14 protein-coding genes are annotated in these 22,284 nt (G+C 52.8%); 7 read left to right on the forward strand and 7 right to left on the reverse strand.

From position 1 onward, the window contains the following. Positions 1 to 45: 45 nt before the first annotated feature. The gene (gene ompC / locus ABIE29_RS21750; protein WP_429621213.1) at positions 46 to 1,161 is read right to left on the reverse strand and encodes a porin OmpC; all 1,116 of its coding nucleotides are present in this window, start codon (positions 1,159 to 1,161) and stop codon (positions 46 to 48) included. An 840-nt stretch (positions 1,162 to 2,001) separates the two neighbouring features. On the opposite strand from ompC, the gene ABIE29_RS21755 reads away from it, so the two are divergent. Genes ABIE29_RS21755 through rcsB form a run of 3 tightly spaced genes read left to right on the forward strand, consistent with a single transcriptional unit; the run spans position 2,002 to position 6,520 of the window. Then, the gene (locus ABIE29_RS21755; RefSeq protein WP_429621215.1) at positions 2,002 to 3,153 is read left to right on the forward strand and encodes an MFS transporter; all 1,152 of its coding nucleotides are present in this window, start codon (positions 2,002 to 2,004) and stop codon (positions 3,151 to 3,153) included. A gap of 21 nt (positions 3,154 to 3,174) precedes the next feature. Further along, a complete protein-coding gene (rcsD, locus tag ABIE29_RS21760; RefSeq protein ID WP_429621246.1) occupies positions 3,175 to 5,877 on the forward strand; it encodes a phosphotransferase RcsD in 2,703 nt (900 codons plus the stop codon). Then, a complete protein-coding gene (gene rcsB, locus ABIE29_RS21765) occupies positions 5,870 to 6,520 on the forward strand; it encodes a response regulator transcription factor RcsB (RefSeq protein ID WP_021178490.1) in 651 nt (216 codons plus the stop codon). The genes rcsD and rcsB overlap by 8 nt, the downstream gene beginning before the upstream one ends. Positions 6,521 to 6,599: 79 nt before the next feature. Here the strand turns inward: rcsB and rcsC are convergent, their stop codons facing one another. Together rcsC and gyrA are read right to left on the reverse strand one after the other, a co-directional pair. Beyond that, a complete protein-coding gene (gene rcsC / locus ABIE29_RS21770; protein WP_429621217.1) occupies positions 6,600 to 9,473 on the reverse strand; it encodes a two-component system sensor histidine kinase RcsC in 2,874 nt (957 codons plus the stop codon). Between the two features lie 171 nt (positions 9,474 to 9,644). Next, a complete protein-coding gene (gene gyrA / locus ABIE29_RS21775; protein ID WP_429621219.1) occupies positions 9,645 to 12,296 on the reverse strand; it encodes a DNA topoisomerase (ATP-hydrolyzing) subunit A in 2,652 nt (883 codons plus the stop codon). A gap of 222 nt (positions 12,297 to 12,518) precedes the next feature. On the opposite strand from gyrA, the gene ubiG reads away from it, so the two are divergent. From ubiG to yfaE, 4 genes are all read left to right on the forward strand, one after another. Beyond that, positions 12,519 to 13,244: a bifunctional 2-polyprenyl-6-hydroxyphenol methylase/3-demethylubiquinol 3-O-methyltransferase UbiG gene (gene ubiG / locus ABIE29_RS21780; protein ID WP_429621221.1), complete on the forward strand. Its 726-nt coding sequence runs from the start codon at positions 12,519 to 12,521 to the stop codon at positions 13,242 to 13,244. Positions 13,245 to 13,677: 433 nt separating this feature from the next. After that, the gene (gene nrdA / locus ABIE29_RS21785) at positions 13,678 to 15,966 is read left to right on the forward strand and encodes a class 1a ribonucleoside-diphosphate reductase subunit alpha (RefSeq protein ID WP_429621223.1); all 2,289 of its coding nucleotides are present in this window, start codon (positions 13,678 to 13,680) and stop codon (positions 15,964 to 15,966) included. 71 nt (positions 15,967 to 16,037) lie between these two features. Further along, on the forward strand, positions 16,038 to 17,168 hold the full coding sequence (gene nrdB / locus ABIE29_RS21790; protein WP_024485993.1) for a class Ia ribonucleoside-diphosphate reductase subunit beta: 1,131 nt from the start codon (positions 16,038 to 16,040) through the stop codon (positions 17,166 to 17,168). After that, complete coding sequence (yfaE, locus tag ABIE29_RS21795) at positions 17,169 to 17,429, forward strand: class I ribonucleotide reductase maintenance protein YfaE (RefSeq protein ID WP_021805960.1); 261 nt, start codon at positions 17,169 to 17,171, stop codon at positions 17,427 to 17,429. Between the two features lie 228 nt (positions 17,430 to 17,657). Here yfaE and ABIE29_RS21800 read toward each other — a convergent pair whose 3' ends face one another. From ABIE29_RS21800 to ABIE29_RS21815, 4 genes are read right to left on the reverse strand one after another with little or no spacing between them, the layout of a single operon-like run. Then, the gene (locus ABIE29_RS21800) at positions 17,658 to 18,386 is read right to left on the reverse strand and encodes a DUF1120 domain-containing protein (RefSeq protein WP_429621226.1); all 729 of its coding nucleotides are present in this window, start codon (positions 18,384 to 18,386) and stop codon (positions 17,658 to 17,660) included. Positions 18,387 to 18,436: 50 nt separating this feature from the next. Beyond that, positions 18,437 to 18,994 (reverse strand): hypothetical protein, encoded by a 558-nt coding sequence (locus ABIE29_RS21805; protein ID WP_429621228.1) that lies wholly within the window; start codon positions 18,992 to 18,994, stop codon positions 18,437 to 18,439. Between the two features lie 21 nt (positions 18,995 to 19,015). Continuing rightward, positions 19,016 to 21,460: a fimbrial biogenesis usher protein gene (locus ABIE29_RS21810; protein ID WP_429621230.1), complete on the reverse strand. Its 2,445-nt coding sequence runs from the start codon at positions 21,458 to 21,460 to the stop codon at positions 19,016 to 19,018. Positions 21,461 to 21,471: 11 nt separating this feature from the next. Then, positions 21,472 to 22,224, reverse strand: coding sequence for a fimbria/pilus chaperone family protein (locus ABIE29_RS21815; RefSeq protein ID WP_429621232.1), 753 nt, complete (start codon positions 22,222 to 22,224; stop codon positions 21,472 to 21,474). Positions 22,225 to 22,284 lie beyond the last annotated feature (60 nt).

Raw genomic sequence — 22,284 nt, forward strand, 5'->3', positions numbered from 1 at the left:
AAAAAACGCGGCCCGAAGGCCGCGTGGTCACATTCACGGTATTGCTTAGAACTGGTAAACCAGGCCTACAGCAACCACGTCATCGGTATTGATACCGGCTTTGTCGGTAAATGTGTTGTCGTCCAGCAGGTTGATTTTGTAGTCAACGTAGGTGGACATGTTTTTGTTGAAGTAGTAAGTCGCGCCCACATCAACATATTTCATCAGATCCTGGTCGCCGTAGCCGCCGCCGATGTCCTTACCTTTAGACTGCAGGTAAGCCACGGAAGGACGCAGGCCGAAGTCGAACTGGTACTGTGCAACCACTTCGATGTTCTGTGCCTTGTTGGCGTAACCATACACAGAGCTACTGTTGCTGCCGAAACGGGTAGCGTTGTAAGACTGGGTATACATCGCTGCCAGGTAGACGTTGTTGGCGTCGTATTTCAGGCCACCACTGTAGGCTTCGGCTTTGTCACCACGACCCAGAATGGAAGAGGTACCGTTAGGGCCACCGTTCTGATCGTTGGTACGGTCAGAGCTGAAATAGGCAGCGGCGGCGCTGATGCCATAGCCCAGATCGTAGGAAGCGGACATACCGTAACCATCACCGTTCTGGTTCAGGACATCACGACCGTTGTTGCTTTCTTCACCGTTGCCGTTTTTACCCTGATACTGCAAGGCAAAGTTCAGGCCATCAACCAGACCGAAGAAGTTGTTGTTACGATAAGTCACAACACCGCTGGTGCGTTGGAACAGGAAGTTGTCCGCACCGTAGGTATCGCCACCAAACTCAGGCAACACGTCGGTCCATGCGCCGATGTCATACATCACACCGTAGTTACGGCCGTAATCCAATGAGCCGTAATCGCCGAATTTCAGACCAGCGAAGCCCACACGGGTGAAGGAGTCATTTTCGTTTTCAGTTTTGTTCAACTGAACCTGATATTCCCACTCACCATAACCGGTCAGTTGATCGTTAATCTGAGTTTCGCCACGCAGGCCAAAACGCATATAAGACTGATCGCCGTCGGTTTTATCGTTGTCGGAAAAATAGTGAAGACCATCGATTTTACCGAACAAATCCAGTTTATTGCCGTCTTTGTTGTAGATTTCTGCTGCACCTGCGGTGCCTGCCATCAACAGAGCTGGAACGATCAGGGAGAGTACTCGAAGTTTCATCGTTATTATCCTCTTAATTATGTCGAGCTACGGCCACTGCTCTTCATGAGCATTATTAGCACGACTGTGCATTACCATTCTGGTAACAAGGGCTATATTAATCCAGAAAGAAAATGATACCAAGTATCCAATAGTGTTTCATACTCATATTTAAAAGTTTCAAAATGTAAATACCGACGAACTTTAACAAAACATTACCGACAAAGGCAATAAAGCACCGAAAGATAAAAAAATAAATTAATCCTTATAAAACAAATAAATATACAAATCTTTAGGAAAATAGAGATAACAGTACAAAAGTGTTCAATAATAAGCACGTTGTGCCAAAAACCGTTTCATCGCCTGGCGCTATAATCATCCCGCTATCATCATTATTTTCATTATTACCTTCATTATCCGTATGATAATTTTTGTAATTACAACCGGCCTTCAGGCCGGTTTTTTTATACCTAAAATCAGCACGACAATCGTGCAAAAAAGCATTTTATGCACAAATTTAATCACGGATAGATATCATAAACATGAACAATCACCGCACTAATAGCTAAATTGACAATAAAAACCCCACCAACCGATTAACCAATGAATAATTTATCGCCGCCCATAGGTTAAATAGCCCGCAGTTACACACAAAATAACAATGAATTCCCCATCGATTCCCACGAAAATAGATTTGTTACCTTGAGAAACTATTTCACCCTCATCAAAGAGTGGCCTGACACGGCCCATCCCTTCAGATGGGCTACACGGTTAACGCGAATCCTTTCGACCCCGATCACGGATTGTGATAAAAACAGGGGTTCATTCAAGCCACTACCCAGAGCCGATCGCGATACCGACATGACAGTCATTTGCAACGAACAAAGTAAGCCCGGTGTGCCCGAGCAGAATGCCACCCGTTTGGCCTTTTTCATCGCCGGACTGGCGATGGCCACCTGGGCACCACTGGTGCCTTTTGCCAAAACGCGCATCGGCATAGATGACGGCTCATTAGGTCTGTTGCTGCTGTGCATCGGGGTAGGTTCGCTCATGGCAATGCCGTTGACCGGGCTATTGACCGGCAAATTTGGCTGTCGACGCGTGATCCTGCTGGCGGGTATCGCCCTATGTATCGATTTGCCGCTGCTGGTGCTGATGGATTCCACCTTGGGGATGGCATTAGCGTTACTGCTGTTCGGTGCGGCGATGGGTATGCTCGACGTTGCCATGAATATTCAGGCCGTGGTGGTCGAACGCGCCAGCAATCGTGCCATGATGTCCGGCTTTCACGGTTTCTTCAGCGTTGGCGGGATCGCTGGTGCTGGGGGAGTCAGCGCCCTATTATGGTTGGGGCTAGGTCCGCTACAAGCCACTCTGATCGCCGTCGTCGCCATTCTAGCTCTGCTGCTGATTGCCAGTAAAAACCTGCTGCGTGAAAGCGGCGGAGATAAAGAAGGCCCGATGTTCGTTCTGCCACGTGGCTGGGTGATGTTTATTGGCCTGCTGTGCTTTATCATGTTTCTGGCGGAAGGCTCAATGCTCGACTGGAGCGCGCTGTACCTGACCATCATGCGCGGGATGGATCATAACCAGGCAGGGTTGGGTTACGCGTTGTTCTCCATTGCCATGACGATCGGCAGGCTGAATGGCGATCGCGTAGTGAATGCCATGGGCAGATATCAGGTACTGTTGCTGGGTAGCCTATGTGCGGCCTTCGGCCTGGTGTTGGCTATTGCCATAGACAGCGCCATAGCCTCTTTGATTGGTTTTATGCTGGTCGGCGTCGGGGCATCCAATGTGGTCCCTATTCTGTTTAGTGCTGCCGGCAACCAACGCATCATGCCTGCCAACCTGGCCATCGCTTCGGTCACCACGGTGGGCTATGCCGGTATTCTGGCTGGCCCGGCAGTGATCGGGCTAATCGCCCAGATCTTCAGCCTGACGTTTGCCCTGGCCTGTGTCGCGGCATTACTGCTGATCGTCACTGCCAGCGCCAAAGCGGTCACCCGCTAATTTCAGGAATGCGTAGCCATGTTGCAAGATAGACAACTGACCATTAACTCCCGCTACATCACCCGCAGCTTTTGGCTGTTTATCGTGCTGTTGGCCATGGCCATTGGGTTGTACAGTTACAACTACACCAACGCCTATCTGACGGAGAAAAAGCATGCCGTCAACACCATCGCCAATATGCTGCAAAAGCGTATCGACAGCTACCGCTCTGTGACCGACCAAATCTACGACAAATTTGGTAACACCGCGTCGCTTCCTGCCGAGACCCATCTGCAGGAAACCCGCCTGCGTCCGGATGTGTATTACGTCGAGAAGCGGCGCAGCAAAACCGATGCGGTCATTTTTGGCAACCACGACAACGCCACGCTGGCTACGGTTGCCAATATCTCTGACTTCCTGGATAACCGCTGGGGAACCGAGACAGAAAACTATGCGATGTATTTTCTCAACGGGCAAGATAACAGCCTGAGCCTGGTGACAACCCAATCGCTGAAAGAACTGACTTCGCGGTTGAAAGAAAACTATCTGACCACGTCGGTGGCAGACCGCCGCACCGAAATGCTACAGCAGGCCAATATGCTGGACGAACGCGAGAGTTTTTCCGGTCTGCGCAAGCAACGCTTCCAGAACGCCTACTCGTTTTCTATTCGTACGACCTTTAACCAGCCGGGGCATTTGGCCACGGTGATCGCCTTCGACCTGCCGATTAACGATATCATTCCGCTTAACATGGCCCGTGCCAACTTCCTGTTGCTGCCCGATGACGAACAGCTCGACGACAGCGTGGTGCCAAACGAAACGGCAATCAACGCCCAGGCTGCCTTGAAAGGCAGTTGGGTTGAATTCAGTGTTTCATTGCCCAACTCACCGTTGCAGTTGATTTACCGCGTTTCAGCGTTCAACCTGGCGATTGACCTGCTGCGTAATAACATCTGGCTACTGGCGGTCAATCTGCTGCTGCTGACGCTATCGATGGTAGGTATTTATTTCCTCCGCCAGCAGTACATCCGCCCCAGCGAAAATATCGCCGCCGAGCTGGAACTCCAACGTTCGCTCAACCAGGAAATTGTCGCCAGCCTGCCTTGCGGGCTGTTGGTCTATGACTTTGCCGATAACAGCGTGATTACCAGCAACAAGATCGCCGAGCACCTGATGCCACACCTCAGCCTGTCCAAAATTGCCCATATGGCGGAGCAGCATCATGGCGTGATCCAGGCCACGGTCAACAACGAAGTCTATGAGATCCGCATCTTCCGCTGCCAACGAACGGCTGAAACCTATCTGTTCCTGCTCAACGATCAGGATAAAGAGGTGATGGTAAACAAACGGCTGCAACAGGCTCGCCGCGAATACGATAAAAACGTTCAGGCCCGTAAGTTGATGCTGCACAATCTGGGGATCGAGCTTAATCAGCCGGTACGTCAAATGCACGAACTGGCCGGGAGCCTGTGCCAGCCGTCAGATGCCGAGCAGCAACAGACATTGCTCAAACAACTCAACCTGGCTTCTGCATCGGTATTGGATCTGATCGACAATATCACCCTGCTCACCAGGCTGGAGACACAGGATTGGCAACCGGTACGTCAACCTTTCAACCCTTCTGCACTGCTGGATGAACTGCTGCTGGACGAGCTGCCAGCCCTCAACCAGAAAGGGCTGGCGCTGTTCAATCACGTTAATCTGGACGTCAACCAACAGTACATTGGCGATGCTGGCGCACTGCGCAAAATCCTTTCATTGCTGCTGCGCTATGCCATCATCACTACCGCCTACGGCAAGATCACCCTGATGGTGGAACAGGAAGTCGATCGTCCTGAACACCTGGTATTTCATATCAATGACACCGGCACCGGCATTTCCAATGAGGAAATCAGCAACCTGACCTACCCGTTCCTCAGTCAGACGCTGGTCGATCGCTTCGACCACGGTTCTGGGCTGACGTTTTTCCTGTGTAATCAACTGTGCAAAAAACTCAATGGCCAGTTGGATATCCGCAGCAAAATCGATATCGGTACCCGCTATACCATTCGTGTCACTATGGAGCAGGAGAAAACAGAGGAACCGACGACGGAGAAATTACTCGATGGGGTAACGGCGCTGCTGGATATCACCTCCGACGAGATCCGCCGTATCGTAACTCAGCTACTGGCGGGTTACGGGGCCAACTGCATCATGGCCGAGGAGCACCAAAACAGCCGGGAATATGATGTGTTGCTGACCGATAACCCGCAGCAGGCAGACGACTATACGTTACTGCTAGCCAGCGACGAAGCAGGTTGGCAACAGCTTGATAAAGGCTATATTCGCGTCAATTATAACCTGCACAATGCCATGATCGACGCGATTCTGATCTTGATAGAACAGCAGATGGCGGCGCATGAGCAGGAAGTCAATCCTGTAGAATCACTGGCGGATAACGTCCAAGTGTATGAAAAACAATTGAAATCAAGTGATTACTATGGTTTGTTTATTGATACAGTACCCGACGATATCAAAAAACTGTATACTGAGGCGGGCTGCAGTGATTTTGCAGCGCTGTCTCAAACCGCACACCGCCTGAAAGGCGTGTTTGCTATGTTAAATCTGCTTCCCGGAAAGCTTCTGTGTGAATCGTTAGAACAGCACATCGCGGACGGTGATGCGCTCAAGATCGAGAATAACATCAGTCAGATTGATTTTTTCGTCAGTAGACTGTTGCAGCAAGGTAGCCAACAACATGAATAACCTGAACGTAATTATTGCCGATGACCATCCTATCGTACTGTTTGGCATCCGGAAGTCACTTGAGCAAATTGAGTGGGTGAATGTCGTTGGGGAGTTCGAGGACTCGACAGCACTGATCAACAATCTGTCCAAGCTGGACGCTAACGTATTGATCACCGATCTTTCGATGCCGGGTGATAAATATGGTGACGGCATTACGCTGATAAAATATATCAAACGCCACTATCCGCAATTGTCGATCATCGTTCTGACCATGAACAACAACCCGGCCATTCTCAGCGCCGTGTTGGATCTGGACATCGAAGGCATCGTACTGAAACAGGGTGCGCCTACCGATTTGCCAAAAGCGCTGGCCGCATTGCAGAAAGGCAAGAAATTCACACCAGAGAGCGTCTCGAAGCTGTTGGAGAAAATCAGTGCCAGCGGTTACGGTGACAAACGCCTTTCCCCGAAAGAAAGTGAAGTGTTGCGTCTGTTTGCCGAAGGTTTTCTGGTGACCGAAATCGCCAAAAAACTGAACCGCAGCATCAAGACGATCAGTAGCCAGAAGAAATCAGCCATGATGAAACTGGGTGTTGATAACGATATCGCTCTACTCAACTATCTCTCCTCCGTTAGTATGACGCAGTTGGATAAAGACTAAAGTTAAACGGGCGCAGCATGCGCCGCCTCTGCCAATATTGTTATCAATCTAAAGGGCGCTCTTAGGCGCCCTTTAGTGTTTATGCAGTTTCCGACTCCCCCCTACGCCGCCGTACCCGTTGACTATAATAGCCCAACGACTGCTCCAACGTCTCCAGCGTGACCGGTTTCGACAGGCAGTTATCCATCCCGGCCTCAAGACAGCGCTGTTTCTCTTCTGCCAATGCATTAGCCGTCACGCCAATCACCGGGGCAGTAAAGTCGGACCGACGCAGGCAGCGTGTCAATTCATAGCCATCCATATTCGGCATATTGACGTCAGTCAATACGATATCCACCACATTGCGTTCCAGTACGCTGAGCGCATCGACACCATCATTGGCGGTAATCACCTGATAGCCCAACAATGCCAGCTGATCGGACAGCAAACGCCGGTTAATCGGGTGATCGTCCACCACCAGCAGGCGAATATCCCCGTTATCGGCACTATTGGCCTTAACCGGTAACGGCAGTTGCACCAACGCCTTATCGCTTTCGGTAACCACACCAAATAGCTGGTTCAACAGTTGGATGGCATCCCGTGGCGTGGAGGTACTATGCAGCCAGTAACCCGGGTGTGTTTCCAATGACGGCCCAATGTGCGCAATAGAGAGTTCGATCTGTGCCAACAGCGGGCTGTCCACCTGCAAAGGATGATCGCTGAACAGAACGTCCCCTGCCCCGGTTTGCTGCCCCTCATAACGCAATACCGTGGCACCGTAGCCACCAAGGATCGCCTGCAGATAGCTTTCCAACCGCTGATTACGAATTTGCAGCCACAGGTTTTTACCCTGCCAGGTATCACTGGCCTGCGGCGTCGGGAACAACGCCCCAAACAGCGGGATACGAATGGTAAACAGGCTACCGAGGCCAGGCTCGGACTCCACCGCGATATCACCATCCATCAGGTTGATCAATTTCTCACAAATCGCCAGCCCAAGCCCAGTGCCCTGGAAATGACGCTGCACCCCGCTGCCAACCTGGAAGAAGGGATCAAACAGGCGCAGGACCTCTTTTTCTGCGATGCCAACGCCGGTATCGCGAACGCTGAATTCCAGGTAGCTGTCACGGGTGCAGACCTGCAGGATGATACAGCCGGTATCGGTAAATTTGATGGCATTATTCAACAGGTTAGATAACACCTGCTGCAAACGCACGGGATCGCCATTGATACGCTCAGGCACACCTTGTTCAATAAAACAGTACAAACCGAGTCGCTTTTTCACCACCAGCGGCAAGTAGTTACCCGCAATGTGGGTAATGACCTCCAGACAAGAAAACTCACGGGGTTCTATCTTCAACTGCTCCGACTCAATCTTGGAGAAGTCCAGGATGTCGCTGATGATCTTCAGCAACAGCCCCGAGGAGTTGTTCATCGCATTGACCAGGCGATCGACCCCTTGCGGCAACGCCTTGGTCTGCAACAGATCCAGGTTGCCGATAATCCCGTACAGTGGCGTGCGCAGCTCATGGCTGACGGTGGCCAGGAACATCGATTTGGACTGGCTGGCCTGCTCTGCCGCCGCGGCCATTTCCTGCAGCGACTCTTCCATTTTGACGCGGGCGCTAACGTCAACCAGCACGCAGATCGCCACGTCCTCATTGCGGTAACGGGAATGCACAAAGCTGATTTGCAGGTTGTTGTTGTTACTGGTCATCACATCAACAAAGTTGACCTGCTGTTCACAGATAATGCGCGTAATGCGATCGCGATCCTCGTTGGTCAACAGGTTGATATAGTTGTGCGCCAGTTCATTACTCAAGATGTTGGTGCCGTCACTGATGCGCAGAATGCAGATGCCCACCGGCGCCGAAGCCACGATTTTGCGGTTGAACTGTTCATGCTCCTCCAACCGGAAGGCATTCTCCTCCGCGGGCAGGAACATTTTCCTTTCGAATAGCCACGCCAGGCTGAACAGCACCACGGCCGACAGTAGGTTTAGCAGTACCGCGTTGAGGATCAGTACCTTGAAGCGCTCCACTACGCTTTTCACCGGCAATGAATACACGATGCTGAGCGACGAAGGCGGCAGCGCCTTCTTCATGATCAGATCCTGGTAGCTGTCGACATAGCCAAAATAGGTGTGTTCCTGCGGATAAACATTGAGCGAAGAGGTGTAGCGATCGCCATTGGCCAGTTGCAGCACCGATTCGTTGTTCTCATCCAGCAGGTTCACCCCCACCGGTAAGTTGCTGGTAGTGACAAAGTCCTCCAGGCGGATCGTCTGTTCAATCCCCAGCAGCGCTTCCAGCTTGTTGCCGACATAGACCGGCGTCATCACATACAGGTAGCCCACATCTGGCCGCTGCTGGCTGGGGCTGATCCAATAAAGGTTATTGTCTTTCTCCGCGCTGTTGGCGGCATTACGGTATTTAACGATGCGCTCATGCAGCGCCTTGAGCACGTTTTTCCGATCGGTGATGCCGTTGCTGCTACCGAATTCCGTCATGCACAGGCTGTCACTGCCGATAAAAAACACCCGGTTCAGATCATAGGCCGCGACAAAGTTTTCTTTCCAGTATTGGATCAGACCGTTTAACGCGGTGATCGAGTCACGGTAGTTGGAGTTCAGCGCACAGTTGGATTCCGGATACAGTGGCTTCAGCTCCGGCTGGACGTCTTGACCATTGATCAAGCCGGTAAACAGCTCCAGGCTCCCTACCGTTCCGTTGAGGCGGTTTTCCGCCATGTATTTGATGTCGCGAATGATATCCGCCGAGTGGCGAATGTAGCCCTGAGCCTGGTCAAAGTTGAGATTATATTCCTGCCTGATATCGGATTCTTTCTCATGCACGATATCCAGGATATAAAACGTGGTCAGCAATGCGCCCAGCGACCACAGCATGAACGCCAGCACCCGAAACAGATAGCGGGAAATTTTTAACGTGGTACGGAAAGAGGCTAAGTATTTCAAGCAGGTACCATGCCAGAGTAAGGGGTGACGAGCATAATCATAGCAAAACAACGATCCCGTGCAGTATCGACAAGTGATTGCAGCAATTAAACCATACAACTGAAAAAGGGCCTAGCATCGCTGCCAAGCCCTTTTTGATCCACCCAGATTATACGGCCAGGGCCGTACTATTTAGGCGTTCTCGTCATCCATATCGTCTACGGCGCCGGTATCCTCATCACCCTCATCGAGTGGTGTGGTATCTTCTTCCGCTTCGTCGCTACCCGGTTCAAGGCTATCAAGCTCTTCATCTTCAACCGGTTCAGCAACGCGCTGCAGGCCGACGACGTTCTCGTCTTCCGCAGTACGGATCAGGGTGACACCCTGGGTGTTACGGCCAACCACGCTGACTTCCGCGACACGGGTACGCACCAGCGTGCCTGCATCGGTGATCATCATGATTTGATCGGTAGTTTCTACCTGCACAGCCCCAACAACCTGACCATTACGCTCGCTGACCTTGATGGAGATAACCCCTTGGGTCGCGCGCGATTTGGTTGGATATTCCGTGACCGCAGTACGCTTGCCGTAGCCGTTCTGCGTCACAGTCAGGATATCGCCTTCACCACGTGGAATAATCAGCGAGACCACGCGATCGCCTTCGCCGAGGTTGATACCGCGTACGCCGGTAGCGGTACGGCCCATTGAGCGCACCTGCCCTTCTGGGAAGCGCACCACTTTACCGTTGGCGGAGAACAGCATCACTTCATTGCTACCGTCGGTCAGGTCAACACCAATCAGTTCGTCACCCTCGTTGAGGTTAACGGCGATGATGCCAGCGCTGCGTGGGCGGCTGAACTCGGTCAAGGCGGTTTTCTTCACGGTACCGCTGGCGGTAGCCATAAACACGTGGCGGCCTTCTTCGTATTCACGCACCGGTAGAATGGCGGTGATACGTTCGTTGGCTTCCAGCGGCAACAGGTTGACGATCGGCCGGCCACGAGCACCCCGGCTGGCTTCCGGCAGTTGATACACCTTCATCCAGTACAGGCGACCGCGGCTGGAGAAGCACAGGATCGTGTCATGGGTGTTGGCCACCAGCAGACGATCGATAAAGTCTTCTTCTTTAATACGGGCGGCTGACTTGCCTTTACCACCGCGACGCTGCGCTTCATAGTCGGTCAGAGGCTGATACTTCACGTAGCCCTGATGCGACAATGTCACGACCACATCTTCCTGGTTGATCAGGTCTTCGATGTTGATATCAGACGTGTTGGCGGTAATTTCGGTACGGCGTGCGTCACCGAACTGATCGCGCATCGCCACCAGTTCTTCGCGGATCACTTCCATCAAGCGGTCTGGGTTTTCCAGAATAAAGATCAGCTCAGCGATGATGTTCAGCAGTTCTTTATACTCGTCCAGCAGCTTCTCGTGCTCCAGGCCGGTCAGTTTCTGCAAGCGCAGATCCAGGATCGCCTGAGCCTGTTGCTCAGTCAGGTAGTATTTACCGTCACGGATGCCGAACTCTGGCTCCAGCCACTCTGGGCGTGCGGCATTATCACCGGCACGTTCCAGCATCGCCCCGACGTTACCCAGATCCCAAGGTTGCGCGATTAACGCAATCTTCGCTTCTGCCGGAGTCGGCGCGCGGCGGATCAGTTCGATAATCGGATCGATGTTGGCCAACGCAATGGCTAACGCTTCCAGGATATGGGCGCGATCGCGGGCTTTACGCAGTTCGAAAATGGTACGACGGGTCACCACTTCACGGCGGTGGCGTACAAATGCACGCAGAATATCTTTCAGGTTCAGCAACTTTGGCTGGCCCTGATGCAGTGCCACCATGTTGATACCGAAGGTTACCTGTAGCTGAGTCAGCGAATACAGGTTATTCAGCACCACTTCACCCACGGCGTCACGTTTGACTTCAATCACGATGCGCATACCGTCTTTATCAGACTCGTCACGCAGCGCGCTGATGCCTTCAACGCGTTTCTCTTTCACCAGCTCGGCAATTTTCTCGATCAGGCGCGCTTTGTTCACCTGATAAGGAATTTCATGCACGATGATGGTTTCGCGGCCGGTTTTAGCGTCCGCCTCTACCTCGGCACGGGCGCGGATATACACCTTGCCACGGCCAGTACGGTAGGCTTCTTCAATACCACGACGGCCATTGATGATTGCCGCCGTCGGGAAGTCCGGACCTGGGATGTGTTCCATCAGCCCTTCAATGCTGATGTTTTCATCCTCGATATAGGCCAGACAGCCATTGATTACTTCAGACAGGTTATGCGGCGGAATGTTGGTCGCCATGCCCACGGCGATACCGGACGAGCCGTTGACCAGCAGGTTCGGGATCTTGGTTGGCATAACGGCCGGGATCTGCTCGGTACCGTCATAGTTTGGCACGAAGTCGACGGTCTCTTTTTCCAGATCCGCCAGCAGTTCGTGGGCGATTTTCGACATGCGCACTTCGGTATAACGCATTGCTGCGGCGGAGTCGCCGTCCACAGAACCGAAGTTACCCTGGCCGTCCACCAACATGTAACGCAACGAAAACGGTTGGGCCATACGGACGATCGTGTCATACACCGCGCTGTCACCATGCGGGTGATACTTACCGATCACGTCCCCAACGACACGGGCCGATTTCTTGTAGGGTTTATTCCAGTCGTTACCCAGTACATTCATCGCGTACAGAACGCGGCGGTGCACCGGCTTCAGTCCATCACGAACATCTGGCAACGCACGACCGACAATAACGGACATCGCATAATCCAGATACGAGCTTTTCAGCTCTTCTTCGATATTTACCGGTGTGATTTCTCTGGCAAGGTCGCTCATGGAGCTGCTATCCCTCATACTGAATGATTCATCTGCCTTGGCGTAGTGCCAAAGGTGTAAAACTATATCACAAAGCGCGCTTTACGGGGAAATTACCGGCGCTGTTTCGCTGAAATGTGCTGCCCTGTGGGCGAAAATTGCCCCGATAACAACAGCGCTGCGCCAAGCGTGCCGGAACATGTATAATCTGCGCCATAAGAGAACCAGGAGCCAATAACGCCCATGAATGCTGAATCATCTCGTCACGCGCCAAACGTTGATCACCAGGAAATCGCCAAATTTGAAGCTGTCGCCTCGCGCTGGTGGGATCTGGAAGGTGAGTTCAAACCGCTGCATCGGATCAATCCGCTGCGTCTGAATTATATCATGCAGCGCGCAGAAGGCATTTTTGACAAGCAAGTGCTCGACGTTGGCTGTGGCGGCGGCATTTTGGCAGAGAGCATGGCGCGTGAAGGTGCGCTGGTGACTGGGCTGGATATGGGGGCAGAGCCGCTCCAGGTGGCGCGCTTGCATGCGTTGGAAAGCGGTATGCAGGTGACCTACGTGCAAGAAACGGTAGAAAGCCATGCGCAAGCGCATCCGCAACAGTATGACATCGTCACCTGTATGGAGATGCTCGAGCACGTCCCGGATCCGGCTTCCGTCGTGCGCGCCTGTGCACAGCTGGTCAAACCGGGCGGCCACGTATTCTTCTCCACCATCAACCGCAATACCAAAGCCTGGCTGATGGCGGTCATCGGCGCTGAATACGTGCTCAAGATGGTGCCACAGGGCACCCACGATCATAAGAAGTTCATCCGCCCTTCTGAACTGATCGGTTGGGTCGACGGCACCGAGCTGCGTGAAAAACATATCATCGGCCTGCATTACAACCCGCTCACCGACCATTTCAAGCTGGGCCGCAACGTGGATGTGAACTACATGGTGCATACCCAACACCAGGGTTGAAGCTATCGTAACGTATCGGGGGCGACTTTTCCGTCCCCGATGCATCTAAGCGTATAAGATAAATACCTATTTATCCGTTCTCGATCAAAAAAGCCGATGTAAACCGTTTTTAAGAATATAAAAGCAGATCAATATGCGGTTTTTTTCTAACGTTTAATAAAGCGGCAAACGATCGGGATTTTCACAAAATCAGCAAAATCTCATCGCGCTTATTGACAACCTTGCCACCCCAGATAGGGCGCGTACCAGGAACAATTGGTAACATTTCACCCCCAAGTTATCCACAAGATCGGCAGGTTTTGTTCACTTGCAAACCCGCTGTTTTATCACTATCTTGTTACCTCACCGATATACACCCCCCATATATAGTGTTTACATACTGAGCAGAGCGACTACACTTGCTGCTTAGGGGAAACATTACGGACAGGTAAAAATGAACCAAAGCCTACTTGTAACTAAACGCGATGGCAGTAAAGAGCGCATCAACCTCGACAAAATCCACCGAGTCATCGACTGGGCCGCGGAAGGTTTAAACAACGTCTCGGTCTCTCAAGTAGAGTTACGTTCACATATTCAGTTTTATGACGGCATCAAAACCGCCGATATTCATGAAACCATCATCAAGGCCGCCGCCGATCTGATCTCCCGTGACGCCCCGGACTATCAGTATCTGGCCGCTCGCCTTGCCATCTTCCATCTGCGTAAAAAAGCTTACGGTCAGTTTGAACCACCGAAGCTGCTCGACCACGTCGCACGCATGGTGGAGATGGGCAAATACGATAAACATCTGCTGGAAGACTACACCACTGAAGAGTTCGAGCAGATGGACTCCTTTATCGATCACTGGCGTGATATGAACTTCTCCTACGCTGCCGTGAAGCAGTTGGAAGGGAAATACCTGGTGCAGAACCGCGTCAGCGGCGAGATTTACGAGAGCGCCCAGTTCCTGTATATCCTGGTAGCCGCGTGCCTGTTCTCCAACTACCCGCGCGCCACCCGTCTGGACTACGTCAAACGTTTCTATGACGCGATCTCCACCTTCAAGATTTCGCTGCCGACGCCGATCATGTCTGGCGTGCGCACACCAACCCGCCAATTCAGCTCTTGCGTGCTGATCGAGTGTGGTGACAGCCTGGATTCCATCAACGCCACCTCCAGCGCCATTGTGAAATACGTTTCACAGCGCGCCGGTATCGGTATCAATGCTGGCCGTATCCGTGCCCTGGGTAGCCCGATCCGTGGCGGTGAAGCCTTCCATACCGGCTGTATCCCGTTCTACAAACACTTCCAGACCGCGGTGAAATCCTGCTCTCAGGGCGGCGTACGTGGGGGGGCCGCAACGCTGTTCTACCCAATGTGGCATCTGGAAGTTGAAAGCCTGCTGGTGCTGAAAAACAACCGTGGTGTTGAAGGCAACCGCGTCCGTCATATGGACTACGGCGTACAGCTCAACCGCCTGATGTATCAGCGCCTGATCAAGAATGAAGACATCACCCTGTTCAGCCCGTCTGACGTCCCGGGGCTGTACGACGCGTTCTTCGCCGATCAGGACGAGTTCGAGCGTCTGTACACCCTGTATGAGAAAGACGACAGCATTCGCCAGCAACGAGTGAGAGCGGTAGAGCTGTTCTCACTGATGATGCAGGAACGTGCTTCTACCGGCCGTATCTACATCCAGAACGTCGACCACTGCAACACCCACAGCCCGTTCGATCCGCAGATCGCCCCGGTACGCCAGTCAAACCTGTGCCTGGAAATCGCTCTGCCGACCAAACCGCTGGATGACGTTAACGACGAAAACGGCGAAATCGCGCTGTGTACGCTGTCGGCATTCAACCTGGGCGCGATTGAGAGCCTGGACGATCTGGAAGAGCTGGCCACGCTGGCCGTGCGTGCGCTCGACGCCCTGCTGGATTATCAGGATTACCCGATCAAAGCCGCTCACCGTGGCGCGATGGGCCGCCGTACCCTGGGTATCGGTGTGATCAACTTCGCCTATTACCTGGCGAAGAACGGCGTGCGCTATTCCGACGGCAGCGCCAACAACCTGACCCACAGAACCTTCGAAGCGATCCAGTACTACCTGCTGAAAGCCTCGAACCGTCTGGCTCAGGAACAAGGGGCTTGCCCGTGGTTCAATGAAACCACCTATGCGCAAGGCATCCTGCCAATCGATACTTACAAGAAAGATTTAGACGCGATCTGTAGCGAACCGCTGCATTACGACTGGGAAAGCCTGCGTAAAGAGATCAAGGAGACCGGCCTGCGCAACTCAACGCTGTCTGCCTTGATGCCGTCGGAAACCTCGTCGCAGATCTCCAATGCCACCAACGGCATTGAGCCACCACGCGGCCATATCAGTATCAAGGCGTCCAAAGACGGTATTCTGCGCCAGGTCGTTCCTGAGTATGAACGTCTGAAAAATGACTACGAACTGCTGTGGGAATTACCGAATAACGATGGTTACCTGCAACTGGTTGGCCTGATGCAGAAATTTATCGATCAGTCGATTTCGGCGAACACCAACTATGACCCAACCCGTTTCCCGGGTGGCAAGGTGCCGATGAAGCAGTTGCTGAAAGATCTGCTCACCACCTACAAGTTCGGTGTCAAAACGCTGTATTATCAGAACACCCGCGACGGTGCAGATGATATCCAGGAAGACATGCAGCCTGCTCAGGGCGGCGATGACGACTGTGAAGGCGGCGCCTGCAAGATCTAACGTTTGACACAGCGGGCCGGAACTCTTCCGGCCCCTTTAATTTTCAGCTCGGCACTAATGGATCCAAGCTCATGGCTTACACTACTTTTTCTCAAAACAAAAACAACCAGTTGCTTGAGCCGATGTTCTTCGGCCAGTCGGTCAACGTGGCGCGTTTCGACCAGCAAAAACATGAAATCTTCGAAAAGCTGATCGAAAAGCAGCTCTCCTTCTTCTGGCGTCCGGAAGAGGTTGACGTCGCGCGCGATCGTATCGACTATCAAGCGCTGCCGGAACACGAGAAGCACATCTTTATCAGCAACCTGAAGTATCAGACGCTGTTGGATTCCATCCAGGGTCGTAGCCCTAACGTGGCGTTTCTGCCGCTGATCTCCATTCCGGAACTGGAAACCTGGATCGAAACCTGGTCATTCTCCGAGACCATCCATTCGCGTTCCTACACCCATATCATTCGCAACATCGTTAACGATCCGTCGGTGGTGTTTGACGATATCGTCACCAACGAGGAGATCCTCAAGCGGGCAAAAGATATCTCCGGCTATTACGACGATCTGATCGAGATGACCAGCTACTATCATCTGCTGGGTGAAGGCACGCATCAGGTCAATGGTAAAACGGTGACCGTTAACCTGCGCGCCATCAAAAAGCAGCTGTATCTGTGCCTGATGAGCGTCAACGCGCTGGAGGCCATCCGTTTCTACGTCAGCTTCGCCTGTTCGTTTGCTTTCGCCGAGCGTGAACTGATGGAAGGCAACGCCAAAATCATCAAGCTGATCGCCCGCGACGAAGCCCTGCACCTGACCGGTACACAACATATCCTGAACCTGATGCGTTCAGGCGCTGATGACCCGGAGATGGCCGAAATCGCCGTGGAATGCCAGCAACAGTGCTATGACCTGTTCGTCCTGGCGGCACAGCAAGAGAAAGAGTGGGCCGAATATCTGTTCCGCGACGGCTCCATGATTGGCCTGAACAAAGACATTCTGTGCCAGTATGTGGAATACATTACCAATATCCGCATGCAGGCCGTCGGCCTGGGTTCACCATTCCCGACCCGCTCCAACCCAATCCCGTGGATCAACGCCTGGCTGGTGTCGGATAACGTGCAGGTGGCTCCGCAGGAAGTAGAAGTCAGTTCCTACCTGGTCGGCCAGATTGACTCTGAAGTCAACGCCGACGACCTGAGTGATTTCGAGCTGTAAGTGGCTGCACCAACCATCACGCTGCGTGCCACCGGTACGCAGCTCTCCTGCCCCGAAGGTGAGAAATGCCTGCTCGACGTGCTGGAACTGCATGAGGTGGAGGTGGAATACCAATGCCGCTCCGGCTATTGCGGGGCCTGCCGAGTGAAATTACTGAAGGGTGAGGTCGCTTACCACCAGCAGCCGTTGGCATTTATCAATCACGGCGAGATCCTGCCCTGCTGCTGTATGCCCGCCATGGATATCGAGCTGGAAATCTAACTCAATAAAATAATCATCGATCACTGAATACCCTAAGAATTTCAAGTTGCAGCTAGGCGGCAAGGGTGTGAATCCCCAGGAGCTTACGTTTAGTAAGTGACTGGGGTGAACACCCGCAGCCAACGACGCAGTAAACCCAGCACCAGGACACTACCGATGCTTAACGTAAACACAAGCTATGGTGGGCTCATTGCCTGGCAGACCACTGCCAGACAATACACCGAGGGTTTACAGGTATTGCAGACTTAGGGTCGTGCCGGTATTAAAGTTGATGGTATCTTTCAGCTCATCCACAACGGTCGTGTTAAGTGCCGCAGAGATGGTGACAACACCTGAAATATTGGTAGCTTCCTGTGGTGTGGTGTCTTTCCCCCAACTATGGAATACAGAACCATCCTGATACATCAAATGATCAGCGGCGGTAGATACCGCACTCCAACTACTGGCGTTATTTTGGGAGATGAGAAGCTCGGCGTCTTTGCTATCCAGGGTGGCACTGGCAAGCGCGATGGTAAAATAGCCGATGTCTTGTCCATCAATCACCCCTAGGGATGCAAGCTGGCCGGGTTCGGTGCGGATGGTATTTTCAGTCTCATTAATGTGACTCACAACCCCCATCGTGATCGCGCCAGAAATTGGCGTATCGGCCTGTGCAGATAACGCCACCTTTGCCGCCGAGTTACATTGGATATTAAAACTAACGGGCTTATAGCCTAACTGGTAAGCATTTTGCAGTTTAGATTGTTCTGCCAGCTGGTTTTTTTTCAAATTGCCGAAGTCAACTGAACCGTCAACAGAGATGGAGCATGCTGAAGGAAATACCGCCCCCTGCACTGTAATTTGGGATGTTTCCACTGCCATGACAGAAAAGGAACCCGCAGAGGTTGCAAAAGCCAAAGACAGCGCTGTAATTTTAAATACGTTCATTTCAGTACCATTATTCAGATTAACTAACATTAACCATCCCTAGATTGAATGCCTTTTCCATAACAAAAATAGAGGCAATACTAATATTGCCGTGCTTCAAACCTCACTTGACCACCCATCTCCGTCAGATCGCGTATCCGCCCCTCGTCCCCTGTGGCAGGAAAATCCAGATGCAGCTGCACTATCAGCTGATGGGTCTCCTTTCCGGCGGTTCCTGTTGCGAGCGTGGTAAGCTGGCTGCCAGGAGGCAGTAACACGGATGTACCCGATGGTAGTTGCCTTTCCCCCTGCGACACTGAACTCAACCTCAACGCGGTGTCTGCGCCGTCATACTGCGCTGCCAGCAACGACAGTGTCATACTGCCCGTAGCGCCAAAGCGGAAGTTATGCCCCCTTTCATCCGGCATACCGTCAATCAGCAAGGTGATAGGCCCTTCCCCCTCACACTCAGCGACAACTGTCACTTCTTGCTGGGTAAACAGCGTGGCTGCATTTGCGGAATGGCGCTGGTTGCCCAACTGTATCTCAGGGCGCGACACCACCACCTGGCAGTTCTGCGCCATGCTGTACGGAGTGACAAACCACAGCAGGGTGATAAGGCTCGCTCTCCGGATTAATGTGATAATTTTCCGTTTCACGCTTCCACCTTTGTTTTGCGATTAACTACATTTGGCGGTGATATTTTCATAGGTCCCCCCATTCAGCGCTTTTTCCGGTACGGAATAGTGCAGGCTGCATTGCTGTTCCTGCCAACGCGCCACCAGCGGGCGTTTATCGTTCAAGTCAGTAAGGAACACGGTGCCTGCATCTACCGCAGTGGTTACATAGCTACCATCTTGCGCGATAATGGCACTGCCTTTCGGCAGCGGCGAACCATCCATCAACCTCACGGTCAACAGCCCGTTGCGTGTCTGCTGCAAAAGAAAATGGGTATTGGTCACCGCCCCATGGCCAGCCACGATTTGCCGGTAACCATTGCTGACATCGGTATTTTCCGGCAAGTGTTCGGTGTTCAACTCTATGCGGCCCGCAGCATAAGCTGGCAGCCCAGGAACCACCGCTTTACCTCGCCAGTCGGTCCACACTTTTCCCTGTGGGGTGTTGATTTCCACCCCGCTGATAGCAGGCTCTACCGCCACCACGCCAAAAGTGTCATTAATCTTATGCGGCGAGAACACCACACCTTCCTTATGGACTACGATGCCGCCAGACAAAGTGCCGGAGTAATTACGGGTATGATCCCCCGCAGCGTAACCATATAGCCCGGCAGAGGTGTAGTGCAGGTTACCGTTCAAGCTACCTGACAGGCTGGTATCGCGTTCCTGCTTCATGCTGCGTTCTGTCGCCAGTGACCAGTTGCTGTTTTCCGTCAGGCCACCGCTCGTCTGCATACCCACCGCCGCTGAATCTGGTGTATTACGGTAATAGCTGCTGACCGCCTGCCTACCCAGAGGAAAACTAAGGTTAACAAACAGGCTGTCGCGGTCGGTATTGCGGCACTGGTAAGCCGTATGGCAGTTACGTAAACTCCGGCTCTGGCGCTGCCAGTTCACCGAGGCGGTCACAAAGCCAAAATTGCGGTTCCAGGTTGCCATCAGACGTCGGGTATCCCCAGCATTATCCCCCTGGCGGGTTTGGCTGGCAGAGAGCGAAATGTTGCCCAGAGTCGCTTGGTGCCAATTCATCCGCAGGCCAGCGCTCGTGCGGCTGTATGGGCTATCAGCGGTGGAAACCGAGTCCGTCAACTCCCGATATCCGGGAGAATAAACCGTGACATCACCACCAAATCCGAGATTCAGTGGGGCTTGCCAGTTCACCGAAGCGGTACTCTTTGCCCCCCGTCGGCCATGGTTGCGATCCTGGCTCAGCGCAGCGGACAGGCCCAGCGAGACTTCCTGACGCGGGCTGACGATGATCCCCACACCGCTCCCCTGATAACCCGAGGCGATAATTGACCCGCCCTCCAGCAATACCCGTTGGGAAAGCACCCAGCCATCAGACAGACTGGCCACCCACGGCCGCTGATAGTCCTGGCTGACGTTGTCCGCACGCAGGCGTCCCAGAGCCAAAGACCAGGTTTCTGGTGCCTTGGGTACCAGAGTGCGAAATGATGCCGCAGTGATGGTATAGGCTTCTTCCTGTCCGTTAGGAGTTATTACCTTCAGTTGCAGGTCACTGGTGGAATTCAGCACCGGGAGTTCCGTCAGCGTAAAAGGGCCGGCTGGTACCAGCGTGGAATAAATCAGGATACCGCTTTGGCGGACCTCCACCCGTGACTGATCCGCACGGGCAATACCACTCACCTGCGCCCCTGTCCCATGGCTACTCAGCGCGGCCTGTGGTATCAACTGCATCCCGTCGATGGAGGCACCAGACAGTAGATTATTGGAAAAGTTGATCTGCCCGGCCTGCAACAGTTGCTTTCTATCCACCAGGGTTTTCTGCGCGTAGACATAGGCATTATCGAAGGTTAATCCACCTTCACTGCTCTGGCGCAGGTTATGCGCACCACGCACCATCCAGTCCCCCATGTTAAAACCGCTTTCCAGATTCAGGTAACTGTTGCTTGAGTGGCTACCGTTCGAGGTAAAATGTGAACGATAGGCGGAATAGTTCAGCAGGCCAGCCGTGCCGCCTTGCTGGAAATGCGTCAGGTCATTTTCTTTCTCCACCGCTTCCGGTGGCACTACAATATGCACTTCTTGTGTGGCTGGTAGCAGAGCGACCGTCGCGGTCGGCCAGACTTCGGTAAGTTGCGGACAGGCATCTGCGCCCGCACTCTCCTGCCGTAATGGGGAGTCCAATCGGATACCGGCAGACGCGAAGAACGATTCATCCGCACACATTTCACCACTGTTGCCAAAGGCCAGCCTCTGCATGCCACGTTGGGTGCCGTTTACCTCGAGTTCCACTTCCGTGATACCTGGCGTAAAACGCCCCCCTTCAGCAAAGTAGGCGGCGGTCGACGGGTCGATACCCAGCGCCTTCAGCCGGCTTTCACTGAAATTAGACATTTTGGCGCCTTCTGCCTGTTCAGGGTAAACCCAACAAGCGCAGGCTAGTACGATAGCCGTGGCCAGTAATGAATGGCGGGTTGTCTTCATAATGTGAGCGATTATTTCCCGCTCAGAGGGGCAGTCTGTACACCGACACCAAACCCGTAACGGGTAACAGGGGAAAACTCCACCCGTTGCTGGCCACTGAGACGGGTACTGGCAGGTACGGTAGCCACCAGGGTTTCTCCAGGCAGGATATAACTCTTGCTCAGAGGCAACACATTACCTGCGGGTTGCAGTTTGACCTGCGGAGTCAAGCGCACCACATGACGGCCGGTATTCGTGACCTTCAGGCTGCTCGCGCTAACGGACCAGTCCAGGTCAGTCCACATATCACGTTTAGCACTCAGGCCCTTGGGCACAATAATCACCGGCAGATCCTGGCGTACGCTAACTGATACCTGACTATTGTCACTGGTTCGCTCAGTCACGCCTTCGAAATAAACGCGTTTGATATGTTCGCTCTGCAACGGAGTATCGGTGTTCAACACAAAGCGCACGCGTTGGGATTGCCCTGGCTCTAAACGGGCCACGGGTTGAGTGACAATCAGGCGTGGAGCCATATCGTCAGGCAATTCAACAATTTTGGTATACAACAGCACCGGAACATTTTCCGTATTTTTAACATTAATGCTGCCGCCCTTCTGCGCTTCGTCAATAATAACCGCCGAAGATTCAGGTAATACACCAGATGCACGTGACTGGGTAGAGAAGATAGCTAACGCGACCAGCAAAAAACCACACAGTACTAAATCTGATATTAAATTTTTATATCCAGAATAAGATTTAATTTCAGGCAATTGAAAATACATAACGAAAACACCTTACAAAAACAGTATTGATAAAAACAACGGTAAACAATGTCTGGCAGA

The organism is Serratia sp. 2723 (assembly GCF_050434425.1).
GTDB lineage: Bacteria > Pseudomonadota > Gammaproteobacteria > Enterobacterales > Enterobacteriaceae > Chania.